At 66.8% G+C, this 21,247-nt stretch carries 21 protein-coding genes; 10 read left to right on the top strand and 11 right to left on the bottom strand.

The window, feature by feature from the left end; all coding sequences use genetic code 11:
* Positions 1-119: 119 nt before the first annotated feature.
* Complete coding sequence (locus tag CYD53_RS12600; protein WP_103718438.1) at positions 120-1,559, top strand: amidohydrolase family protein; 1,440 nt, start codon at positions 120-122, stop codon at positions 1,557-1,559.
* 39 nt (positions 1,560-1,598) lie between these two features.
* Here the strand turns inward: CYD53_RS12600 and ybaL are convergent, their stop codons facing one another.
* The 3 genes from ybaL to CYD53_RS12585 form a co-directional block, all read right to left on the bottom strand.
* Positions 1,599-3,329 (bottom strand): YbaL family putative K(+) efflux transporter, encoded by a 1,731-nt coding sequence (ybaL, locus tag CYD53_RS12595; protein WP_245928212.1) that lies wholly within the window; start codon positions 3,327-3,329, stop codon positions 1,599-1,601.
* A 188-nt stretch (positions 3,330-3,517) separates the two neighbouring features.
* Positions 3,518-3,838 carry a polyhydroxyalkanoic acid system family protein gene (locus CYD53_RS12590; RefSeq protein ID WP_103718436.1) on the bottom strand — a complete coding sequence of 107 codons (321 nt, stop codon included), beginning with the start codon at positions 3,836-3,838 and terminating at the stop codon, positions 3,518-3,520.
* Positions 3,839-3,948: 110 nt separating this feature from the next.
* Entirely contained in the window at positions 3,949-4,161 is a 213-nt protein-coding gene (locus CYD53_RS12585) for a hypothetical protein (RefSeq protein WP_103718435.1), read from the bottom strand.
* A 260-nt stretch (positions 4,162-4,421) separates the two neighbouring features.
* On the opposite strand from CYD53_RS12585, the gene CYD53_RS12580 reads away from it, so the two are divergent.
* Entirely contained in the window at positions 4,422-5,036 is a 615-nt protein-coding gene (locus CYD53_RS12580) for a hypothetical protein (RefSeq protein ID WP_103718434.1), read from the top strand.
* Between the two features lie 285 nt (positions 5,037-5,321).
* Here the strand turns inward: CYD53_RS12580 and CYD53_RS12575 are convergent, their stop codons facing one another.
* Together CYD53_RS12575 and CYD53_RS12570 are read right to left on the bottom strand one after the other, a co-directional pair.
* On the bottom strand, positions 5,322-5,636 hold the full coding sequence (locus CYD53_RS12575) for a hypothetical protein (protein WP_181011839.1): 315 nt from the start codon (positions 5,634-5,636) through the stop codon (positions 5,322-5,324).
* A 139-nt stretch (positions 5,637-5,775) separates the two neighbouring features.
* Positions 5,776-6,033 (bottom strand): hypothetical protein, encoded by a 258-nt coding sequence (locus CYD53_RS12570; protein ID WP_103718433.1) that lies wholly within the window; start codon positions 6,031-6,033, stop codon positions 5,776-5,778.
* Positions 6,034-6,424: 391 nt separating this feature from the next.
* On the opposite strand from CYD53_RS12570, the gene CYD53_RS12565 reads away from it, so the two are divergent.
* The 8 genes from CYD53_RS12565 (at position 6,425) to CYD53_RS12530 (ending at position 15,992) form a co-directional block, all read left to right on the top strand.
* Positions 6,425-7,408 (top strand): NAD-dependent epimerase/dehydratase family protein, encoded by a 984-nt coding sequence (locus CYD53_RS12565; protein WP_103718432.1) that lies wholly within the window; start codon positions 6,425-6,427, stop codon positions 7,406-7,408.
* Positions 7,409-7,421: 13 nt separating this feature from the next.
* Positions 7,422-8,183, top strand: a complete 762-nt coding sequence (locus CYD53_RS12560; RefSeq protein ID WP_103718431.1) for an SDR family oxidoreductase — start codon at positions 7,422-7,424, stop codon at positions 8,181-8,183.
* A 36-nt stretch (positions 8,184-8,219) separates the two neighbouring features.
* Complete coding sequence (locus tag CYD53_RS12555; protein WP_103718430.1) at positions 8,220-9,626, top strand: FAD-dependent oxidoreductase; 1,407 nt, start codon at positions 8,220-8,222, stop codon at positions 9,624-9,626.
* A 241-nt stretch (positions 9,627-9,867) separates the two neighbouring features.
* Positions 9,868-11,484, top strand: a complete 1,617-nt coding sequence (locus tag CYD53_RS12550) for an ABC transporter substrate-binding protein (protein WP_103718429.1) — start codon at positions 9,868-9,870, stop codon at positions 11,482-11,484.
* Positions 11,485-11,640: 156 nt separating this feature from the next.
* On the top strand, positions 11,641-12,672 hold the full coding sequence (locus CYD53_RS12545) for an ABC transporter permease (protein ID WP_103718428.1): 1,032 nt from the start codon (positions 11,641-11,643) through the stop codon (positions 12,670-12,672).
* Positions 12,673-12,988: 316 nt separating this feature from the next.
* Positions 12,989-13,837 carry an ABC transporter permease gene (locus CYD53_RS12540; RefSeq protein WP_103718427.1) on the top strand — a complete coding sequence of 283 codons (849 nt, stop codon included), beginning with the start codon at positions 12,989-12,991 and terminating at the stop codon, positions 13,835-13,837.
* A gap of 17 nt (positions 13,838-13,854) precedes the next feature.
* Entirely contained in the window at positions 13,855-15,522 is a 1,668-nt protein-coding gene (gene nikE / locus CYD53_RS12535; protein WP_181011856.1) for a nickel ABC transporter ATP-binding protein NikE, read from the top strand.
* 161 nt (positions 15,523-15,683) lie between these two features.
* Positions 15,684-15,992 (top strand): hypothetical protein, encoded by a 309-nt coding sequence (locus tag CYD53_RS12530; protein WP_103718425.1) that lies wholly within the window; start codon positions 15,684-15,686, stop codon positions 15,990-15,992.
* 49 nt (positions 15,993-16,041) lie between these two features.
* On the opposite strand, the gene CYD53_RS12525 is transcribed toward CYD53_RS12530, so the two are convergent.
* The 6 genes from CYD53_RS12525 to CYD53_RS12500 are packed head-to-tail and all read right to left on the bottom strand — an operon-like array spanning position 16,042 to position 21,228.
* A complete protein-coding gene (locus CYD53_RS12525; RefSeq protein ID WP_103718424.1) occupies positions 16,042-16,389 on the bottom strand; it encodes a RidA family protein in 348 nt (115 codons plus the stop codon).
* 25 nt (positions 16,390-16,414) lie between these two features.
* Entirely contained in the window at positions 16,415-17,548 is a 1,134-nt protein-coding gene (locus tag CYD53_RS12520) for an NAD(P)/FAD-dependent oxidoreductase (RefSeq protein ID WP_103718423.1), read from the bottom strand.
* A complete protein-coding gene (locus CYD53_RS12515) occupies positions 17,545-19,002 on the bottom strand; it encodes an NAD(P)/FAD-dependent oxidoreductase (RefSeq protein WP_103718422.1) in 1,458 nt (485 codons plus the stop codon). The genes CYD53_RS12520 and CYD53_RS12515 overlap by 4 nt, the downstream gene beginning before the upstream one ends.
* Entirely contained in the window at positions 18,999-19,307 is a 309-nt protein-coding gene (locus CYD53_RS12510) for a (2Fe-2S)-binding protein (RefSeq protein ID WP_103718421.1), read from the bottom strand. Before CYD53_RS12510 ends, CYD53_RS12515 begins: the two co-directional genes overlap by 4 nt.
* Entirely contained in the window at positions 19,300-20,421 is a 1,122-nt protein-coding gene (locus CYD53_RS12505; protein WP_103718420.1) for an NAD(P)/FAD-dependent oxidoreductase, read from the bottom strand. Before CYD53_RS12505 ends, CYD53_RS12510 begins: the two co-directional genes overlap by 8 nt.
* A 6-nt stretch (positions 20,422-20,427) precedes the next feature.
* Positions 20,428-21,228 (bottom strand): ABC transporter permease, encoded by an 801-nt coding sequence (locus CYD53_RS12500; protein ID WP_103718419.1) that lies wholly within the window; start codon positions 21,226-21,228, stop codon positions 20,428-20,430.
* Positions 21,229-21,247: the final 19 nt, after the last annotated feature.

The following is a 21,247-nucleotide window of genomic DNA, read 5'->3' as shown; positions in this document are numbered from 1 at the left end:
GGGCGAAGCGAAGCGCAGACCCGAGAATCTGCTGCAAGAGATGGTCGGCTCAAGGCCGACCATGACGTCCCGTCGTCCTCATTTGCTCAACGCCTTGCCTTCACGCCGGAGCCCAGCCCATGCCGATCACCCTCATCCGCAACGCCAGCTGGATCGTCGCCTATGACGCCAAGGCCAAGGGCCATGTCTATCTGCGCGACGGCGATGTCGCCTATGAGGGCGACCGCATCCTGCAGGTCGGCGGAAGCTATAAGGGCAAGGCCGATGCGACGATCGACGGGCGTGGCAAGATGGTCATGCCCGGTCTCGTCAACATTCACTCGCACCCCTCCTCAGAGGCGATGTGCAAGGGCTGGAACGACGAGCTCGGCAGTGCGAAAATGTACGGCACGGCGCTCTACGAGTTCATGCCGCTGTTCCGCTGCGATGCCGCAGGCGTCAAGCCCTGCGCGCAGGTGACCTATTCCGAACTGCTGATGTCGGGCGTCACCACGCTGGTCGACATGTCCGTCGCCTGGGACGGCTGGTTCGAGACCTTCAAGGCCTCGGGCCTTCGCGCGGTGTTTGCGCCGATGTACCGCTCGGCGCGCTGGTACACCGATAACGGCCATCTCGCGAAATATGAGTGGGACGCCAAGGCCGGCGAGACGGCGATGGCGCAGGCGATGAAGCTGCTGGACCAGGTTGCGGCGGACGCAACGGGCCGGCTCTCGGGCATGGTCTCGCCCTCGCAGATCGACACTTGCACGCCCGAGCTGATCCAGGCGAGCTATGAGGAGGCGGAGACGCGAAAAATCCCCTTCCAGATCCATGCGGCCCAGAGCGTGGTCGAATTCCATGAGATCACGCGCCGGCATGGCATGACGCCGGTGGAGTGGCTGGAAGAGCTCGACGTGCTCGGGCCGTTCTCGATCATCGGCCACGGCATCTTCCTTGACCATCACTCCTCGGTAAAATGGCCGGCGACCGACGATATGGGTGCGCTGGTCGAAACCGGCACCCATGTCGCGCATTGCCCGATCGTGTTCCAGCGCCGCGGCATCGCGATGCAGAGCTTCGGGCAATATGTCGCTGCCGGCATCAATGTCGGCATCGGCACCGATACCTATCCCCACCACATGCTGGAGGAGTTGCGCGCCGTCTGCATCGGCTCGCGCATGATGGCCGAGGACGTCTATGACGTGCGCACCTCGGACGCTTTCAACGCAGCGACGCTGGGCAGCGCCAAGGCGCTCGGCCGCGACGATATCGGCCGGCTCGCCAAGGGCGCGAAAGCCGACATCGTGCTGGTCGACGTCACCCATCCGATGATGCGTCCGCTGCGCGATCCCATCCGCAGCCTGATCTATGCGGCGGGCGAGCGGGCGGTGACCACCGTGATCATCGACGGCGTCACGGTGGTCGAGAACGGCAAGGTGCTGACCATGGACTATGCCAGCGCCGCCGCCGAATTGGAGGAGGCGCAGCGCCGGGCCGAGCCCAACGTCAAGGGTCTCGACTGGGCCAAGCGAGACCATCTCGAGATCTCGCCACTGACCTTTCCGGCCGGGCGAGGCTGAACGCGGGCGCTTGCCCGACGGCGTGGGTCGGGTGAGGCGCTAGACCGGCTGTTTGTCCGGAGAGGCCTCGCCATTCGCTGGAGGCGCGCCGCATAGCGCCAGCATGGCGCGGGCGATTTCCGCCTCGCCCATGATCGTCAGGCTCGCGCCGCATCTGGTCAGATGCTCGACTGCCGCGTCGGAATGGGCGCGCGCGACGATCGGCAATTCGGGATTGTCGCGTCGCGCCTGTTCGCAGACCTGGCCGGCCTCAAAGCTCTCGGGAATGGCGACGAAGAGCCGGCGCGCCCGCGCCAGGCCGGCGGCTGCCAGCACGCCTGGATCGGCGGCGTTGCCGACGAGCACCTCGGCGCCCTGGTCCCTGGCTGTGGCGATGGCTTCGGGCTGTTCCTCGATGACGAGCAGGGTCTCGCCATGCGCCACCAGGCCCGCTCCCAGGAGCGCGCCGACCCGGCCATAGCCGACGACGACCATGTGATCGCTCAAGCTGGTCGGGACGATGTCGCGCTCGGGTTCCGGCTCGGGCGCCGGCTTGGCAGCGCTCGGCTTGGGCTTGACCGGGCTCGCCTCCGTGGCGAAGCGCTCGATGATCGCAAACAGCACCGGGTTCAGCAGGATCGAGAGGATCGCGCCCGCCAGGATCAGGTCGCGGCCCTGTTCGGGCAGGATCGCCAGCGAGACGCCCAGGCCCGCCAGAATGAAGGAGAATTCGCCGATCTGCGCCAGAGACGCCGAAATGGTCAGGGCGACGGCATTCGAGCGGCCAAAGGCCCGCACGATCAGCCAGGCGGCGAGCGATTTGCCGAACAGGATGATGGCGAGCGTCGCCAGCAAGGGCAGCGGCGCGCGCAGCAGGATGCTGGGGTCGAACAGCATGCCGACGGAGACGAAGAACAGCACCGCGAAGGCGTCGCGCAGCGGCAGCGATTCCTCGGCGGCGCGCTGGCTCAATGGCGATTCGTTCAAGATCATGCCGGCGAAGAAGGCACCGAGCGCGAAGGAGACGCCGAACAGGCTCGCCGCCATGAAGGCGACGCCGAGCGCCAGCGCCAGCACCGCGAGCCTGAAGAGCTCGCGCGAGCCGGTATGGGCGACCCAATGCAGCACCCAGGGGATGACGCGCCGCCCGACGATGAGCATGAAGGCAATGAAGGCCACGACCTTGGCGAGCGTCAGCCCCAGCACGCCCCAGAGGCCGAGATCGAACTGCCCGGCGAGCGGTACGGGCGTGCCGGGCCTGGCGCCGTTCAGGGCGTCGGCGATGGTCGGGATCAGGACGAGCGCCAGCACCATGGCGAGGTCTTCGACGATGAGCCAGCCGACCGCGATCTTGCCCTTCTCGGTCTGGACCAGTCGGCGCTCCTGGAGTGCGCGCAGCAGCACGACGGTGCTGGCGACCGAGAGCGCGAGACCGAAGACGAGCCCCGCGACCCAACCCCAGCCGAGCGAAAGCCCCAGGCCCAGGCCGAGCAAGGTCGCCACCGCGATCTGGACGAGAGCGCCGGGGACCGCGATGGTTTTGACCGAGAGCAGGTCCTTCAGCGAGAAATGCAGGCCGACGCCGAACATCAGCAGAATGACGCCGATCTCGGCCAGTTCGTTTGCGAGGCCTTGATCGGCGACGAAACCGGGCGTGAAGGGCCCGACCGCGACGCCGGCGAGGAGATAGCCGACCAGGGGAGAGAAGCGCAGCTTCTGAGCAAGCGCTCCGAAGACGAAGGCGAGGCACAGGCCCGCGACGAGAATGGCGATCAGCGGGCCAGGATGCATCAGGTCTCCAGAAGGCGGGCGGGATCAGGGAAGGCGGCAGGATCACGGAAGGCGAAAGGTGGCTCGCGAGAGCACTCGAAGCATGGCGTCTGGGTCGCGCGATTTCAACCTTGAGGCGGTCTTTTCAGAGCGCTTTGGACGGGAGGAGGTGTGTTTCCGCCAAGCGGCTGTCGACGTCGTCGGTGGCGTCAGGCCTTCGGCTTGTCCAGCAGGACGCGACCCTGCTTCTCGACGCCAAGCTTCAGCGCCTCGGCGAAGGTCGCCAGCATCCAGGGCAGCATCATCTCGACGCGCACCAGTGTCTCCTCGACGGTGAGGCTGCCCCGCACGGTATAGCCCAGCGCGGCCACGCCGAAATCCAGCGTGTCGTCGCGCCACTCCTCCTCGGTGAGCTGCATCTTCACCATGCCGAGCTTGTCGCGGATGCGGTCGACGCCGCCACGGATGCGCGCCAGCGCGGCCTCGCGGCCGAGTTCATGGGAAATCGTGATGCTGACGGGCTTGGCCATGGGACTCGCAGTCGAAGGGGGGCCGGAGTTCCGGCGGCCCCGCGTGCCATCGCGTTGGGATGAAGGGAAGGATAGGCCGTGAAGACGGGGCGGGCCAGAGGAGAGTGGCCTTAGAGACTACGCTCGGTCAGCGCCTTCTGGCCATGCTCGGTGACGAGCCAGCGCCCGCCGAGCGGCTCGACGAGGCCGCGATCCTTCAGCACGACCAGCATGTCATCATCGAAGATGAAATGGGTCGTCTGCTCGTCGATGCTCTCAAGCGCGATCCATTCCGGGTCCGACATCACGCCAGGGCGGGCGATCTGGAGGTGCTGTGTCTGCATGAGCGTCTCCTTCTCGATTGGATGATGGCTCGACTGGGATGGATGATGCTGAATCCCATCCAATCTTGGCGCTGTCATGACCGAGTGCGGTCCGAAACAAGCCTTTGCCGGCAAGGCTTTGCGCGTCGCTCGCGCCCGCGCGGAAGGGGGCGGGCAAAAGGGCAGCCCGGCGCCCGTGTGCCCTGTTCTCGCCGCCGGGCGGAACTCTCGCATCGCTGCCTCGTTCATTGGGCTTGGATCTGTGTGGAAGGAGGTTCGCAATGGCGACCATGAACAAGTTTCCGCCCGACGTGCCGAAAGGCTGGGACGAAGCCGGCGACGAGATCGACAACGCGACCAGCGGATTGCGCGCCAAGGCCGCCGATGTCGCCGACAAGGCGACGGAGACGGTCAAGGACGGCTACTCTCGCGCCAGGGACGCTTTGACGGATATCGATCCGGTCGAGACCGCCCGCGAGGGCGGCCAGGCGGTGATACGCGTGGTCGAGCGCAATCCCGTCATCGCATTCGGGCTGGGTGCGCTGGGCATCGGCTTGATCGCCTGGGCGAGCCTGCGCTCACCTCCCGCGTCGCGCTGGGAGCGCTACCAGCCCGATTTCGACAGGCTGCGTGGCCTGCTCGGCGATTACGGCAAGGATGCCGCCAAGTCGGGCGAGGGCGCGCTGAAGAGCAGCCAGCAATGGCTGAATGCCTATGGCGGCGATGCGCGCGACTATGCCGGCTATGGCGGCCGGATGATCGCGCAGCGGGCTCAGAAGGAGCCGATCGCGGCGGTGCTCGGGATCGGGCTGGCGGTCTATGCGCTCGGATCGCTGCTGGGTTCGTCGAGCCATGATGCGGCTCCTGCGCGCAAGCGCGCCGCACCGAAGCGCTGACTGCCCTGCCTCGATCACGTCGCATTCGGGCGAAACGTTCGAATGCGACGTGATCGATTCTAAAAGCCGAGAGCATTGCTCCCCACGAAAAACCGGTCCCCACTTTTTCGCGCAATGCTCTTGTGGCCACGAAAAACCCCGCAGCCTTTCGGCCGCGGGGTTTTGTCTGTCTAGAGCAATGTCCGATCCAATTGATCGTTCAATTGCTCCAGCTCTTTGTCGAAAACGCTCTAGGCGGTGGCAGATCGCCGGCTGGCGAGGGCTGCCTCCAGCCTGTCGTTGCGATCAATACCAGTAGCCGGGGCGGCCGTAATAGCCGCGGCCATAGTAGCCGCGGCCATAATAGGCGCGGTTGTCAGCGGCAACGAGCGCGCCACCGACGACGCCGGCGGCGACGCCGGCTGCAACAGCGCTGCTGGCTTCGGAGTTGGCGCGGCGGTTCTCGGTGTAGTTGGCCGAGCGGCACTGCTGATAGGCGCGGGTGCCCGGACGGAAACCCTGCGACTCGCAGGTGATTTCGGCGTCGACCAGCGATTCCTGTCGCGTCTGGCAGCCAGCCACTACGGCGGCCAGGGCGCCAACGATGAGAAGGGTACGCATCAATTTTTCCTTTTCAGCCTCCCAATGGAGAAAGGACTTAAAATACACGCGCCGTTGCAGGTCAAGAACAACCGCATCTGTTGGTTTAAGCCCGCCCGATCGTCATGGGAATACTGCGCCGCCTTGGCTGCGCCTTTGTTTAGCCGACCTTGCGCCCAGGTTTTTCGACGACCTTGCCCGAGCGGGTGAGGGTGGCGATTTCCAGAGCCGGCATCCCGGATTTCTCGGCGATGGCGCGGTCCTGCTCCATGATGGCTTCGCGCGCGGGCTCGTCGCCGTCGAGGCCGCCGAGCAGCGCGGTCGGCACCCGCCGGTTGGAGCGGCGCGAGCCATCGGTATAAACGACGTCGAACATCACGAATTCGGCGTCGAGCGGCTTCGATTTCTTGCGGGCCATGATCGGGTCCTTTCGGAAAATGGACGGGCCGCGCGATGCGGCGGCTGAAGTCCCAATGTCTGAAACCGTCTCTCACCGAAGGTGAAAGCTGAATCCATGCGAAAAGCCGGTTCCCATTTTTCGCATCCTGCTCCAGGCGTGGCGGCGAGTGGCGCGCGGCCTCTGCAGGTGTCGCGCGACGCCTAGACCATGGTTCGCGCCGATGCAATGCGACACGCCGGCCCGGCTCCATCAAAGGCGCGGCCGGGATGGGCGAAATTTGCGCGGCGGCGCCGAAGATGCGGGCATGATCTGGGCTCGTCGCGCTTGTGGGCGGCATGGCTGAGCGCTTAGGTCAGCGGCTTTCGCGTGCAAGCCGTGCGCGTGACCAAGCAGCGTGAAGGGGCGTTTCTTGAGAGTTCTGATCTTCGGCGGGGTCGGTTTCGTCGGGCTCAACATCGCGGAGGCGATGCTGGCGAAAGGCGACGACGTTGTTGTGTTCGACCGCATGGCGTTGCCTGCGGATATCGGGAAGGCCTTTTCCCCGCTGCCGGGGCGCCTGACCGCTGTCCAGGGGGACATCACCGACAAGGCGGCGATCACCGAGGTGGTGCAGCCAGGCGTGGACGTGATCGTCATGGGTGCTGCGATCACCGCCGGAGCGGCGCGCGATGCGCGCGACCCGGAGACGATCCTGCAGGTCAATCTGCTCGCTCAGGTGCCGATCCTGGAGGCGGCGCGGGCTGCGGGCGTCCGGCGCGTGGTCAATCTGAGTTCGGCTGCCGCTTATGGGGCGGCCGGAGAGCGCTATCCGGAGCTCGACGAGGAGACGCCGGGCGATCCGGTCAGCCTCTATGCCATCAGCAAGTGGGCGAGCGAGCGCGTCGGTGCGCGGCTGGCCGATCTCTGGGGGCTCGATCTGGTCTCCTTGCGGCTCAGCGGTGTCTTTGGCCCCTGGGAGCGCGCGACGGGGGTGCGCGACACGCTGAGCCCGCAAAGCCAGATCCTCACGGCTGCCGGGAAGGACGAGCCAGCGATCCTGCCCCGGCCGGGCCTGCGCGACTGGATCTATGCGCCCGATCTCGCCGAGGCGGTGCGGATCGTGGCGGGCGCGCCGGCCTTGCGTCATCGGCTCTACAACATCTCGACGGCGCGGCGCTTCGCGGCCCTGGAGTGGGGGCAGGCGCTGGCGGCCCATTTTCCCGGTTTCATCTGCCGCCTGGCCGAGCCCGGCGAGGCGGCGACGATCGACCTGCATGGCCCGGGCGACCGCGCACCGCTTTCCACTTCGCGGATGAGGGCGGAATTCGCTTGGGAGGCCGCAACCGGCATGGCGGAGTCGACCCATGCACTGGCCGCCTGGTGGCGGATGCACGGCCGGGGGCTCGGAAGATGAAGGGGTTTGGGCGATGAAGCTTGAGGGAAAGGTCGCGCTGCTGACCGGCGCGGGCTCCGGAATCGGGCAGGCGAGCGCGCTGCTCTTTGCCCGCGAAGGCGCGCGCGTCGCGGTCGTCGATCGCGATGCCGAGGCGGCGCAGGCGACGGTGGCGCCGATCCTCGAGGCCGGCGGGCAGGCTTGCGCTCATATCGGCGATGTCGGCTTGCCGGGCTTCGCCGATGGCGTCGCGGAACAGGTCCTCGCGCGCTTCGGCCGTATCGATATTCTGGTGACGGCGGCAGGCTTCTCCTGCGGCGGTACGGTGACGACGACAGCGCCCGAGGACTGGGACGCCGTCTTCCGCGCCAATGTCGGCGGCACCTTCCTCTTCGCCAAGGCGGCGATCCCGGCGATGCAGCGGCAGGGTGGCGGGGCGATCGTGACCTTCGCCTCGCAACTGGCTCTGGCCGGTGGGCGCGGCAACAGCGCCTATATCGCGGCCAAGGGGGCGATCCTCAGCCTGACCCGGACGATGGCGCTGGACTATGCCGCCGACGGCATCCGCGTGAACGCGATCGCTCCGGGCGCGATCGACACGCCGATGCTGCGGCGCAGTTTTGCCCGCCATGCCGAGCCCGAGCCGCTGCGCGAGGCCTCGCGCAACCGCCATGCGATGAAGCGCTTCGGCCGCGCCGAGGAGGTGGCGGAAGCTGCGCTCTATCTTGCCAGCGACGCCTCGTCGTTCAGCACCGGGACCACGCTGGTGGTCGATGGCGGCTGGCTTGCCGCGTGACCGGTTTCCGGCATGATCACTGCATGGGACGTTGCCATGAGGCATGACGGATTATCGGTCCTCGAGAGCCGCATCGCCGGCGATCTCGCCCGCACCGCCCATCCCAGCGCGCCCTGGCTCGAGCCGGTTGCGGGGCCGGGCGGCCAACCGGCCTATGACGTGATCGTGGTCGGGGGCGGCCAGTCGGGGCTGGCGACGGCCTTCGGCCTGCAGCGCTCGCAAGTCACCAACATCCTGGTGCTCGACAAGGCGGCTGCGGGGCAGGAAGGGCCATGGCGCTCCTATGCGCGCATGCACACGCTGCGCAGCCCGAAGGATTTCACCGGCCCCGATCTCGATGTGCCGAGCCTGACCTATCAATCCTGGCACGAGGCCAAATTCGGTGTCGAAAGCTGGGATGAGCTGACGTTGATCCCGAAAGGACTCTGGGCGGATTATCTTGGCTGGTTTCGCCATGTCGTCGGCATCCCCGTCCGCAACGAGGCGGAGGTGGTCGATATCACCCCCGCCGCCGGGCTGCTGGCCGTAACGCTGCGCTGCGGTGGCAAGGCCGAGACGCTGCATACCCGCAAGATCGTGCTCGCAACCGGGCAGGAGAGCCTGGGCGACTGGACCGTGCCGGCACCGCTCATGGCGCTGCCGAGCTCGCGCTGCGTGCATTGCGCCGAGCCGATCGATTTCGCGGCGCTTGCGGGCAAGCGCGTTGCGGTGATCGGGGCCGGCGCGTCGGCTTTCGACAATGCCGCGACGGCACTGGAGGCCGGGGCGGCGCAGGTGCATCTGCTCTGCCGTCGGCCGCAGGCGCAGGTGATCCAGCCCTATCGCTGGCTGACCTTTCGCGGTTTCCTGCGCCATCTCAGCGATCTCGACGATGCCTGGCGCTGGCGCTTCATGAGCGCCGTCCTGGCGCTGCGGGAGGGGTTTCCGCAAGCGACCTACGACCGCTGCGCCCGCCACGACGCCTTTTCCCTGCATCTCGGCGCGCCTGCTCTGAGCGCGATCGATGGGCCGGGCGGCGTGGAGATCGCGATGCCGCAAGGGTCGCTCACGGTCGATTTCGTCATCGCTGCCGCGGGTATCGAGATCGATCTCTCCGTGCGGCCGGAGCTTGCGGGCTTTGCCGGCAACATCGCCTCCTGGGCCGACCGCTATGCGCCGCCGGCTGCCGAGCGTGACGAGCGGCTCGGCCGCTTCCCCTATCTCGGCGATGATTACGCGCTGACCGAGCGCGTGCCGGGCGCGACGCCCTGGATCAGCGACATCCATCTGTTCAGCATTGCCTCGACGATGAGTTTTGGGGCGTCGGGTTCCTCGATCAACGCGATGACCACGGCGGTGCCCAAGCTCGTCTCGGGCATCACGCGCGGGCTGTTCCGCGCCGATGTCGAGCGGCACTGGGCTTCGTTCCAGGCCTATGACGTGCCCCAAGCCGTGCTGCGCTGATCCGGTCTGTCCGCCTGAGACGAGAGGGGCGATGATGCTCTGCATGGCACCGCGCTTGCATCCGGTCCCGCAAGAGCAGGATGCGGAAAAGTGGGCACCGGTTTTTCGCTTTGATCCTGCTCTCACTCTTTAGATGAGAGACGGATTCAGATTTCAGATGGGGTCATTTTATGATCCCATCTGAAATCATCCGGCTCTCGGAACCAACCTGACGACTGCGCCGATGAAGAGGGAAACGACCATGACGATCGTGCGGACGAGCTGGCTTGCAGCCGCGCTCTTGACCTCGACTGCGCTTCTGGCCTCGCCGGCGCTGGCGCAGACACGTGCCGAGACGCTGCGCCATGTCACCGGCGCGGCCATCAACACGCTCGACCCCAACATTCCAGGCTCGACCCGCGAGGCCTTCGGCCTGAGCCTCCTGACCTATGACCGGCTGCTCTCCTTCGGCAGGAAGCAGCTCAACGGCAAATGGGTGTTCGATCTCGACAGCATCCGCGGCGAATTGGCCGAGAGCTACACGGTCAGCCCTGACGGGCTGAAGATCACCTTCAATCTGCGCAAGGACGCGAAGTTCCACGACGGAACGCCGGTGACGGCCGAGGATGTGAAATGGTCGCTCGACCGAGAGGTCAGCGCCAATGTCCTGGGCAAGGGCCAGCTGCTGACCGGCTCGCTGACCAGCCCGGACCAGTTCAAGATCGTCGACGCCCACACCTTCGAGGTCACGCTGCCAAAGCCCGACAAGTTGGCCTTGGCGAACCTTGCCGTGGTCTATCCCGTCATCATCAATTCGAAGCTGGCGAAGTCGCATGCGACGGCCGAGGACCCCTGGGCCCTGAACTGGCTCAAGGACAACACGGCCGGCTCCGGCGCCTATATCATCGAAAGCTACAAGCCGGGCGAGACGACGATCCTGCGCCGCAATCCGGACTGGAATCGCGGCTCGGCCGACAAGCCGGCGAGCTTCAAGCGCATCATCACCCAGACCGTGCCGGAAGCCGCCACGCGCGCCAATCTGGTCGAGAAGGGCGATGCCGACATTGTCATCGACCTGCAGGCGACCGATGCCGCCGACTTGGAGAAGAAGGGCAAGCTCAAGGTCGTCTCGACGCCTCAGTACAATTCGATCACCTTCGTCTCGTTCAACAACCAGATGCCGCCCTTCGACAAGATCGAGGTCCGGCGCGCCATCGCCGCGGCACTGCCCTATGACGACATGTTCAAGGCGGCGCTGTTCGGACGCGGGGCGCCGCTCTATGGCGCGAACTGGCCTGACGGCAAGGCTCCGACCGGCGAGGTCTTCCCGATCCCGCAGCCGCTGAAGACCGACCTCGCCGAGGCCAAGAAACAGCTTGCGGCGGCCGGCCTCCCCGACGGCTTCTCGACGACCTTCTCCTTCAATGTCGGCCAGGCCAGTACGGCCGAGCCGATGGCGGCGCTGCTCAAGGAATCGCTCGGCAAGGTCGGCATCAAGGTCGATATCCAGAAGCTGCCGGACGCGCAGATGTCGACGCTGATCAACGAGAAGAAGGTGCCGTTCTTCACCGAGGGCATCGTCGCCTGGCTGCCCTCGATGGATTACTTCTACCGCAACTTCTATATCGGCCCGATCCGCTGGAACTATGCCTCGCTCGACGATGCCAAGATCACGGAATGGGCGCAGGCCGCCCGCTTCGAGGCGGACAAGGCGAAATACGCAAGCTATGGCAAGGACCTGAACACGCGCCATTTCGAACTGATGCCGCAGATTCCGCTCTGGCAGCCGGCGCAGGACGCTGTGATGGCGTCGTCGATCGACGGCTATGTCTACCAGTTCCACCGGCAGATCGATTTCCGCGATCTGAGCCGGAAGTGAGGCATCCGTCATTGCGAGCACCCGGGTCTTGCCTTCGGCAAGCCCGAGTACAGGCTCCGCGAAGCAATCCGGGGGGACGTGGCGCTCCGCCGCTCCTGGATTGCTTCGTCGCTGACGCTCCTCGCAATGACGGCCTCGCCCAGTTGATGGCCTGACATGTCGCAACTCTCCATCACGGCCAAGCGCGCGGGCTGGCGGTTCGCCTCGTCACTGCCGGCGCTGTTCGGCGTGCTCGTCTTCACCTTCCTGCTGATGCGGGTGCTGCCGGGCGATCCGGCGGTGTTCTTCGCCTCGGGCCCGACGGCGGGCAAGGAGGAGATCGAGACGATCCGCAAGCAGATGGGCCTCGACAAGCCGGTGCCGGAGCAGCTCCTGCGCTATCTCGGCGATATCGGCACGGGCAATCTCGGGCGCTCGCTGACCACCGGCCAGCCGGTGCTGAGCGATCTGAAGTCGCGGCTGCCGGCCTCGCTCGAACTCACCTTCTCAGCGCTCCTGATCGCGCTGGTCACGGCGGTGCCGCTCGGCGTCGCGGCCGCGCTGAGGCAGGGCTCGGGCATCGACCATTTCGTGCGCTTCATCTGCGCGCTCGGCGTCTGCGTGCCGACCTTCGTTTCCGGGCTCTTGCTGATCTATGTTTTCTACTACCTGCTCGGTTTCGCGCCCGATCCGACAGGGCGGGTCGACATCTTCACCTCGCCGCCGCCCCTGGTGACGGGCTTCCTGCTGGTCGATTTCGCGCTGGCCGGCGATTGGGAGGGCTGGCGCGCGGCTGCAAGCCAGCTCGTGCTGCCCGCCTTCACCATGGCGCTTTTCGTGGTCGCGCCGCTGGCGCGGATCACGCGCGCGGCGATGCTCGCCTCGCTCGGCAGCGATTTCGTCCGCACGGCGCGTTCGCTCGGCCTGTCGCGGCGCAAAGTCATCGTCACCTACGCCTTGCGCAACGCGCTGCTGCCTGTGCTGACCATCGCCGGCATCGTGTTCTCGACCATGCTGGGGGCGAATGTGCTGGTCGAGAAGGTGTTCTCCTGGCCGGGCGTCGCGTCCTATGCGCTCGACGCGCTGCTCTCCTCGGACTACGCGCCGGTGCAGGGCTTCGTGCTGCTGATGGCGTCGATCTTCGTCCTGGTGAACCTGACGGTGGACGTGCTCTACGGCATCGCCGATCCGAGGGTGTCGGTCGAATGATGGCTTGCGCCCACATCCGTCATTCCGGGGCATCGCCCTCGGGTCCGACCTTTGGTCGGCCCAAGGATAAACTCCACGATGAACCCGGAACCCACGACCGGGTGAGCCGCAGCTCCCCGTCATTGCGAGGAGCGTCAGCGACGAAGCAATCCAGGGGCGGCAGCGCTCGACGTCCCCCTAGATTGCTTCGCGGAGCCTGTACTCGGGCTTGCCGAAGGCAAGACCCGGGTGCTCGCAATGACGGAATGGCCTTACCCGGTCATGGGTTCCGGGTTCGCACCTTCGGCGCACCCCGGAATGACGGAGGAGCGAACCTATGACCTCCGCAACGTTGCGCCACACGGTCTGGATCCTGCGCGGCAACCCGGTCACGGCTTTCGCGGCGGCGGGGGCGTTCGCGCTCTGCGTGCTCGCCATCATCGGGCCGTGGATCGTGCCTTATGATCCGATCGCCTCCGACGTGCCCAACGCCCTGCTGCCGCCGAGCGCGAAATACTGGGCCGGCACCGACCAGCTCGGCCGTGACGTCTTCAGCCGCTTGATCGTGGCGGCGGGGCTGGACCTGGCGATCGCTGCTTCGGCGGTGACGCTGTCCTTCGTCATCGGGGCGGTCATCGGGGCGCTCTGCGGCTATGCCGGGGGGCGGCTCGACCGCTATGTCGGGCGCTTCGTCGACGTGCTGATGGCGTTTCCGCTGTTCGTACTCGCCATGGCGATGGTGGCGGCGCTGGGCAACCGGGTCGAGAACATCGTCATCGCGACCGCGATCATCAACCTGCCCTTCTATATCCGCTTCGCCCGCGCCGAGGTGAATGTCCGGCGCAATGCCGGCTGGGTCGAGGCGGCGCGCGCCTGCGGCGACAGCCATGTCTCGGTCGTGCTGCGCTTCCTCCTGCCCAATGTGCTGCCGGCGATGGCGGTGCAGGTCTCGCTCAATCTCGGCTGGGCGATCCTGAACGCCGCAGGGCTTTCCTTCATCGGGCTCGGGGTCAAGCCGCCGACGCCGGAATGGGGCATCATGGTCGCCGAGGGCGCACGCTTCATCTCGACCGGAAAATGGTGGCTCGTCGCGTTTCCGGGCCTGGCGCTGATGCTGACCGTGCTCTGTTTCAACCTGCTGGGCGACGGGCTGCGCGACATCCTCGACCCGCGCATGCGGACCTAGACGCGATGGACGCCATGATCAGCGAGCCCTTGCTCGCCATCGACGATCTGCATGTGCGCTTCTCGACCCGGCGTGGAATCGTCGAGGCGGTGCGCGGCGTCAGCCTCTCCATTGCCGCCGGCGAGACGCTGGGCATCGTCGGGGAGAGCGGCTCGGGCAAATCGGTGACGGCGTTCGCGATCACGCGACTGCTCGACGCGGCCGGATGCATCTCGCAAGGCAGCATCCGCTTCAAGGGGCAGGACATCAGCAAGGCCTCGTCGAAGCAATTGCGCTCCCTGCATGGCGCGGCGATCTCGATGATCTTCCAGAATCCGCGCGGTGCGCTGAACCCGATCCGCAGCGTCGGCCGGCAGATCGCGGATGCGATCATGGCGCATGAGCCCATCTCGGCGAGCGAGGGGCGGGCGCGGGCGCTCGATCTGCTCAAGGCGGTGCTGATCCGCGATCCGGAAAAGCGGCTCGACGCCTACCCGCACGAGCTCTCGGGCGGCATGTGCCAGCGCGTGATGATCGCGATGGCGATCGCCTGCGAGCCGGCCCTGCTGATCGCCGACGAGCCGACGACGGGGCTCGACGTCACCACGCAGAAGACGGTGATGGATCTCGTGGCCCGCATCACGGCGCAGCGTGGCATGGCGATGATCCTGATCACGCATGATCTCGGCCTCGCCTCGCGCTATTGCCAGCGTGCGGTGGTGATGGAGCGAGGCCAGGTCGTTGAGCAGGCCGCGCCAGCGACGCTCTTCAGCGCGCCGCAGCACCCCTATACCAAACGCCTCGTCGCCGCCTCGCCGACCGCGACCTCGACGATCGCCGATCTCGCGCCGGAAGGTGCCAGTGCCGTGCCTGCCGTCGAACTCTTACGCCCCAAGCCCGCCCCCGGCACACCGCTGCTGCTCGAAGTCCAGAAGCTGGTGAAGCGCTATGATGGCGGCGTCACGGCGGTCGACGATGTCTCTTTCAGCATTGCAGCCGGCGAAAGTCTGGGCCTGGTCGGGGAATCGGGCTCGGGCAAGAGCACGATCTCGCGCATGATCTGCCGGTTGATCGACCCGAGCGAAGGCGAGATCCTGTTCGATGGCCGCGCGATCGGTTCGCTGCCGGCGCGCGATTTCCATCGCAGCGAATTCCGCAAGGATATCCAGATCGTCTTTCAGGATCCGACCGACAGCCTCAATCCGCGCTTCAATGCCTTCGATTGCATCGCCCATCCCTTGCGCCGCCTGCTCGGCATGACGAATGGTTCGGCACTGGCGGGGCGGGTCAGCGAATGCGCTGAGCGCGCCGGCTTGCCGAGCGAATTGCTGGAGCGCTTTCCGCACCAGCTTTCCGGCGGGCAGAAGGCCCGCGTCGGCATCGCGCGCGCCATCGCCTGCCGGCCGCGCCTGCTCGTGCTCGACGAGCCGACGGCGGCGCTCGATGTCTCGGTCCAGGCAGTGATCCTGCAATTGCTCGACCGTTTGCGCCGCGAGGACGGGCTGGCGCTGCTCTTCGTCAGCCATGACCTCAACGTGGTCAGGATGATGTGCGAGCGCACTGTCGTGCTGCAGAACGGGCGTGTGGTCGAACAAGGCGAAAGCCGCACCTTGTTCAGCGCGCCTGCAACCGCCTATGCGCGCGAACTGCTCGATGCCGTGCTGCATCTCGGCGGGCCGACGGCGAAAATGCCGGAGCCTGCCTGAGGCAAGCGTTCGGCTTTCCGAAGTCGGGCCTTGAAAATACGGCAATAGCGGGGATCATGGCGGCGGGCGCGTTGCGCGCTGCTGCTGTTTTTTATGTTAACGCGTTTTCCTGGCGCGAACCGATGTCCCCGTCGCTCGAAAACGCTCTAAGGATAGGCCCGATGCTGCGTTCCCTCCTGCTTTTGCCCCTGCTCGCGCTCTCGGCCTGCGTGATCCCGAACTCGCGCTCGAATACGGTGGTCGTCACCGATACCAAGAGCGTCGTCGAGAAGTGCCAGAAGCTCGGCGAGCTTGAAGGCGCATCGCCATTGGGCAAGGTGCTGCTCAGGGATCAGGCTCGCGATGCGGCCTTGGCGCGGTTGAAGGCCGGCGGCGCCGAGCTGGGCGCGACCCATGTCGAATCCTCCGTCGCCGACGTCAAATGGAAGGGCCCGAGCACGGCGGGCACCGCCTATAAATGCGGGACCTGAGACAAAACGCCTCCGCCTGAAGGCGGAGGCGCGTGGTTTGAATGCTCGATCAGCCCTTGGCGGCGGTGACCACGACCTCGATCAGCGTGGTGCCGCCGAGATCGGCGACGCCGACGGTGGCGCGGGTCGGCAGGCCTTCGCCGAAGAAGGCGGTCCAGACCGGGTCCATCTCCTTCTTCATCGACAGGTCCGTGACGAAGATCGTCGCGGCGACGATCGCCGTCCGGTCGAGGCCGACCTCGCCGAGATAGCCCTCGATCTTGGTGAGGATGTTCTGGGTCTGCGGGCCCATCGACTGGGTCGTGTCATCGGCGGTGGTGCCGCCGACGAAGACCAGCCCACCGGCCTGGACGACGCGATTCTGGATCGGCGTGCGGATGGAACGTGTGATGGTCATGGTTTTTCTCCAGGTTGAAAGGACGTCAGTGGGGGGCTGAAGCTGCGAAACGGGCAATGTCGAGCCCGTCGATGGGCACATTGCTGTGGCCGGTCGCGATGATCTCGGCCATCACGGCGCCGGCACCCGGCCCGAGCTGGAAGCCATGCGCCGAGAAGCCGAACTGGTGATAGACGCCCTCATGCTTGGCGCTGGGCCCGAAACAGGGCAGATCGTCGGGCATGCGTGCCTCGATGCCGGCCCAGGCGCGCAGGATCGGCGCTCCACGCATGATCGGGAACAGGTCCCAGACCGTCTTCGCATTGGTCGCGAGCTTGCCCCAATCGAGGATCGTCCTGTTCTCGTCGCGGATGGCGCGGCCGAGATAGCCGCCGCCGATCAGGACGGTGCCGTTGCCGAATTGCTTGAAGGAGAGTTTCCGGCCGCGCAGGATGACGACCGGCTTGATGAAGGCCGGCATCGGTGCGGTAATCATCAGCATCGGTGCGATCACCTCCAGCGGCACGGGCTCGCCGAGATCAGCCGCGATGCGGTCGGCCCAGGCGCCGGCGGCGTTGACGATGCGGGGGCTGAGGAAATCGCCTGCATCGGTGACGACGCGCCAGTTTGCGCCGTCGCGCTCGACCTTCGTGACCTTGACGCCTTCGCGGATCGTCGCGCCCCTTTCGGAGGCCTTGCGCTTGAAGGCCTGGGTGGCGCGCAGCGGAATGGCGGCGCCGTCGCGGCGCGAGATCACGCCGCCGGGGCAGGTTTCGGAGACGGCCGGGACGATCTCGCGCAGCTCCCTGGCGTCGATCATCTCCTCATGATGGAAGCCGCGCAGGTTGAGATCTTCGACGCGGGCGCGGCAACCGGCGAGATCGGCCTCGTTTTCCGCGACCAGCACCTGGCCGTCGGAGGTGAAGCCGCAATCATCGTCGACGAGCTCGGCGATGCCATGCCAGATCGCCATGGAGGCGTTGGAGAGCGGGATTTCCGCGACATGGCGCGCGAGCTGCCGCACGCCACCGGCATTGACGCCCGAGGCATGACGGCCGGCATGGTCCTTCTCGATCAGGATGACCGAGAGGCCACGCAAGGCGCAGTGCAGCGCGGTCGAGCAGCCATGGATGCCGCCGCCGATGACGATGACATCCGCGCTGCGGCGCTCTGCGCTCACCGAACCACCGCTTTGACGGCCGCCTCGCTCTGCGGCAGCGAGGCGAGCTCGGCCAGCGTCACCGGCTTCACCGGCGGGCGCAGGCGGTAGTAGCCGACCTCGGCGGGAGTCGTGCCGCGTGTCTCGGCGATCAGCTCGACCACGGTCGGCCCGCAAAGCCGCCCCTGGCAAGGGCCCATGCCGCAGCGCAGAAAAGCCTTCATCTGGTTGGGGCCGGTGACGCCGAGACGCTTGGCGGCATCGCGCACCTGCCCGGCCGTGACCTCCTCGCAGCGGCAGATGATGGTCTCATCCACGGTTGGTGCGAGGAATTGCGCGGCCGGCTTGTAGAGCAGGTCGAGAAAGCGGCGGCCGCGCAGCGTGCGCGCGAGCGCGGTGCGGATTGGCGCGGCATGATTGTCGCGTTCCGGGATGGTGATGCGGCCAAGCCGCCGGGCCGCGTCGAGCGCCGCGATCTCGCCGCGCAGCGCTGCGCTCTCGGCCCCGCCGATGCCGGCCCCGTCGCCGGCGATCGCGATACCCGGCACGGACGAGGCGAACCAGTCGTCGATTTGCGGCACCCAGCAATGCTGCACCGGATCGAAATCATGCGCGCAGCCGGCTGCATTGGAGAGGTTGACGCTCGGGATGACGCCCTGATGCAGCAGGAGCGTGTCGCAGGCGATGCTCTGCGAGGCGCCGCCACGCTCGAAGCGGATAGCGGAGAGCTGGCCCGAACCTTCGACGGCGAGGCTGGTGACGCCACCGAGGAAGCGCAGGCTGCGGCGCGCCTTGGCCATCAGCTTGAGCCCCTTGGCGAGATAGGGCGAGCGCAGGAAGTCCGGCAGCGCCGCGAGCGCGGCCGGCCAGTTGCGCCGGGGCGTGGTGTCCAAGACGGCGACGATCTCGGCGCCGGCGGCGGCGAGCTGACCCGCCAGGAGATAGAGCAGCGGCCCGCAGCCGGCGATCACGGTGCGGCCCTTGGGGATGATCGCAGAGCTCTTCAGCGCGATCTGCGCCGCACCCGCCGTCATCACGCCGGGCAGGGTCCAACCCGGAATCGGGAAGGGGCGCTCCTGTGCGCCGGTCGCCAGGACGACCTGCCCGGCAGTGATCAGCCGGGCGCGGCCATCGAGCGAAAGGCCGATTTCGAAGGATGCTCCATCCGACTCCGCGTCGGGGGCAATCGACCAGACGGTGCAGCGCGCGGCATAGGCGGTGGCCGAACGCTCAAAGCGGGCGACGATGTCCGCACCGCGCCAATAATCCACGCCGAGCACGGCACGGTCCGTGACCGGCGTCGTCGTGATCGAACGGTAGATCTGGCCGCCCGGTGCCGGGTTCTCGTCGACGAGCAGCACGGAAAGGCCGATCTCGCTCGCGCGTGCCGCTGCCGAGAGGCCGGCGGGGCCGGCGCCGACAACGGCGAGGTCGTAATGCTCGGCAAGCTGGCCGATGTCTGTGAGGGGCTTCATCCTTGCATTTCCTCGGGCTGACGCCGGCCATGCTGGGTTTCGATGGTCATGCCGTCGCGCAGCGGCACCATGCAGCCTTGCCGGTTGCCGACGCCGTCGATGACCACGAGGCATTCGAAGCAGACACCCATCAGGCAATAAGGCGCGCGCGGGGCGCCTGAGACAGGGGTTTCGCGGCAGATCGTGACGCCGTTCGCCAGCAGGGAGGCCGCGACCGTGTCGCCGGCGCGGCCAATCAGCGGGCGGCCGTCGAAGCTGAAGCTGAGCGTGGCGGCGCTCTCGGCGTCACGCATTTGCCTAAACATGGAACCTCCGTGCGGAAAAGCTCGCGACCGCATCCGGCAGCACGCCGGAGAGAATGGCGGGGGCAAGCGTCAGGACATGGTTGGCGGCCAGCGTCACGCCGGAATGGCAGGTGACGACGAAGGCGCCCGGGCAGCTCAGCGACTGGTCGTAGATCGGGAAGCCGTCAGGGCTCATCACGCGCAGCGCCGACCAGGTCCTGACCACGTTGAGCCCGGCGAGGCGCGGGAACATCCTGACCGCGCGCTCGGCCATGACCGAGAGAATCGGCTGGCCGACGACGGTGTCGAAGCCGCGATCCTCCTGGCTGTCGCCGATCATGACGCCGCCCTCATCGGTCTGGCGGACCGTCACCATCGGGTTGTGCAGGAAGGGTGCGGTCTTCTCGGTGACGATGATCTGGCCCTTGCTGGGCTTCACCGGTGCGTCGAGGCCGACCATGGGCGCGAGCCGGGCATTGCCGAGCCCGGCTGCGAGCACGACCTTGGCCGTGGCGATCTCGCCCCAGGGGCCCTTGATGCGGAAGCCGCCATCGCGCGGCGTGATGCTCTCGACCGGGCAGTTCGGCCGGTAATCGACGCCGCGACGCGTCGTCGCCTCGCGCAGTGCCCGGAACAGCTTGAGCGAGTTCACATGGCCGTCGAGGGGGGAATAGATCGCGCCGACCACGTCCTTGCCGATATCGGGCAGACGCCGTTTCGTCTCGGCATGGTCGAGGACTTCATAGGGGAAGTCGGTCAGCGTCGTCTGGTTGTGCAGGCGATGCATCGCATCGACGCGCTTCCCGAGTTCGTCCTGCGACAGGCAGAGCATGAAGCCGCCGGGTTGGCTGTGGGCGACGTCGATGCCGGTTTCTTCACTGAGGATGTCGGCAAGCCCGTGCCAGTCATCGGCCGAACGGCGCGACCACATCGCGTATTCCGGCATGCCGAAGCCCTTCGACTGCACCCAGACCAGCGCGAAATTGCCGCGCGACGCCCGAAACGCCGCGTCGCCCTCGTCGAGGATGGTGACGCGCGCGCCGCTGCGGGCGAGCCCCAGCGCGATTGCGCCGCCGACCACGCCGCCGCCGATGACGACGATGTCAGGTTCCGTGTGATTGCTCTTGGACGACACCTGGGTTCAGCCTTTTCCGGTTCCGACGAACAGCCGGTCGAGCCCGAACAGCCTGTCGAGCGCGATCAGGAGACCGGCGGTGAGGGCGATCAGGCAGGCCGAGACGGCTGCGATGAGAGGATCGATATTGTCCTGGATGTAGAGGAACATCCGGACGGGCAAGGTCACGGTCGCGGGCGAGGCGATGAAGACGGTCATCGTCACCTCGTCGAAGGAGTTGATCGCGGCCAGCAGCCAGCCCGAGACCACGCCGGGCAGGATCAAGGGCAGCGTCACCCTGCGGAACACCGTGGCATGGCCGGCGCCGAGCGAGATCGCCGCATGCTCGATGCGCTGGTCGATGCCGTAGGAGGCGGCAAGCACGAGCCGCAGCGCGAAGGGCAGCACCACGATGATGTGGCTGAGCACCAGGCCGAGGAAGGTGCCGGACAGCCCGATCTGCGTGAAGAAGCGCAGGAAGGCGATGCCGAGCACGACATGGGGCACCATCAGGGGCGACATGAACAGCGTGGTCAGAGCCTCGCGACCGGGGAAGCGGTGGCGGGCGATGGCGAGCGCGGCGGGCACGGCGAGCATGATCGCGACCGTCGAGGACAGGGCCGCGAGCCAGAGCGAATCGCGGAAGGCGCGGATGAATTCGGGATAGTCGAAGATCGCCTTGAACCAGCGCAGGCTCGGGCCGCGCGTCGGCAGCGAGAGATAGCCCTCGGGCGTGAAGGCGACGACGCAGACGATCAGCAAGGGCGCCAGCATGAAGATGACGAAGAGCGCGTGGAAGCAGAGCGCGAGCGGGCCGTTGCGTCTCATGGGAACGACCTTCTCAGCC

Source organism: Allobosea psychrotolerans (assembly GCF_002917105.1).
GTDB lineage: Bacteria > Pseudomonadota > Alphaproteobacteria > Rhizobiales > Beijerinckiaceae > Allobosea > Allobosea psychrotolerans.
This window is presented reverse-complemented; position numbering and strand designations above follow the sequence as displayed.

Coding starts and splice junctions, on each gene's coding strand:
- CYD53_RS12600 (WP_103718438.1), top strand. CDS start 120: ATGCCGATCACCCTCATCCGCAACGCCAGCTGGATCGTCGCCTATGAC.
- CYD53_RS12575 (WP_181011839.1), bottom strand. CDS start 5,636: ATGCGTACCCTTCTCATCGTTGGCGCCCTGGCCGCCGTAGTGGCTGGC.
- ybaL (WP_245928212.1), bottom strand. CDS start 3,329: ATGCATCCTGGCCCGCTGATCGCCATTCTCGTCGCGGGCCTGTGCCTC.
- CYD53_RS12550 (WP_103718429.1), top strand. CDS start 9,868: ATGACGATCGTGCGGACGAGCTGGCTTGCAGCCGCGCTCTTGACCTCG.
- CYD53_RS12500 (WP_103718419.1), bottom strand. CDS start 21,228: ATGAGACGCAACGGCCCGCTCGCGCTCTGCTTCCACGCGCTCTTCGTC.
- CYD53_RS12510 (WP_103718421.1), bottom strand. CDS start 19,307: ATGTTTAGGCAAATGCGTGACGCCGAGAGCGCCGCCACGCTCAGCTTC.
- CYD53_RS12515 (WP_103718422.1), bottom strand. CDS start 19,002: ATGAAGCCCCTCACAGACATCGGCCAGCTTGCCGAGCATTACGACCTC.
- CYD53_RS12525 (WP_103718424.1), bottom strand. CDS start 16,389: ATGACCATCACACGTTCCATCCGCACGCCGATCCAGAATCGCGTCGTC.
- CYD53_RS12585 (WP_103718435.1), bottom strand. CDS start 4,161: ATGCAGACACAGCACCTCCAGATCGCCCGCCCTGGCGTGATGTCGGAC.
- CYD53_RS12560 (WP_103718431.1), top strand. CDS start 7,422: ATGAAGCTTGAGGGAAAGGTCGCGCTGCTGACCGGCGCGGGCTCCGGA.
- CYD53_RS12580 (WP_103718434.1), top strand. CDS start 4,422: ATGGCGACCATGAACAAGTTTCCGCCCGACGTGCCGAAAGGCTGGGAC.
- CYD53_RS12570 (WP_103718433.1), bottom strand. CDS start 6,033: ATGGCCCGCAAGAAATCGAAGCCGCTCGACGCCGAATTCGTGATGTTC.
- CYD53_RS12555 (WP_103718430.1), top strand. CDS start 8,220: ATGAGGCATGACGGATTATCGGTCCTCGAGAGCCGCATCGCCGGCGAT.
- CYD53_RS12590 (WP_103718436.1), bottom strand. CDS start 3,838: ATGGCCAAGCCCGTCAGCATCACGATTTCCCATGAACTCGGCCGCGAG.
- CYD53_RS12540 (WP_103718427.1), top strand. CDS start 12,989: ATGACCTCCGCAACGTTGCGCCACACGGTCTGGATCCTGCGCGGCAAC.
- CYD53_RS12545 (WP_103718428.1), top strand. CDS start 11,641: ATGTCGCAACTCTCCATCACGGCCAAGCGCGCGGGCTGGCGGTTCGCC.
- CYD53_RS12530 (WP_103718425.1), top strand. CDS start 15,684: ATGCTGCGTTCCCTCCTGCTTTTGCCCCTGCTCGCGCTCTCGGCCTGC.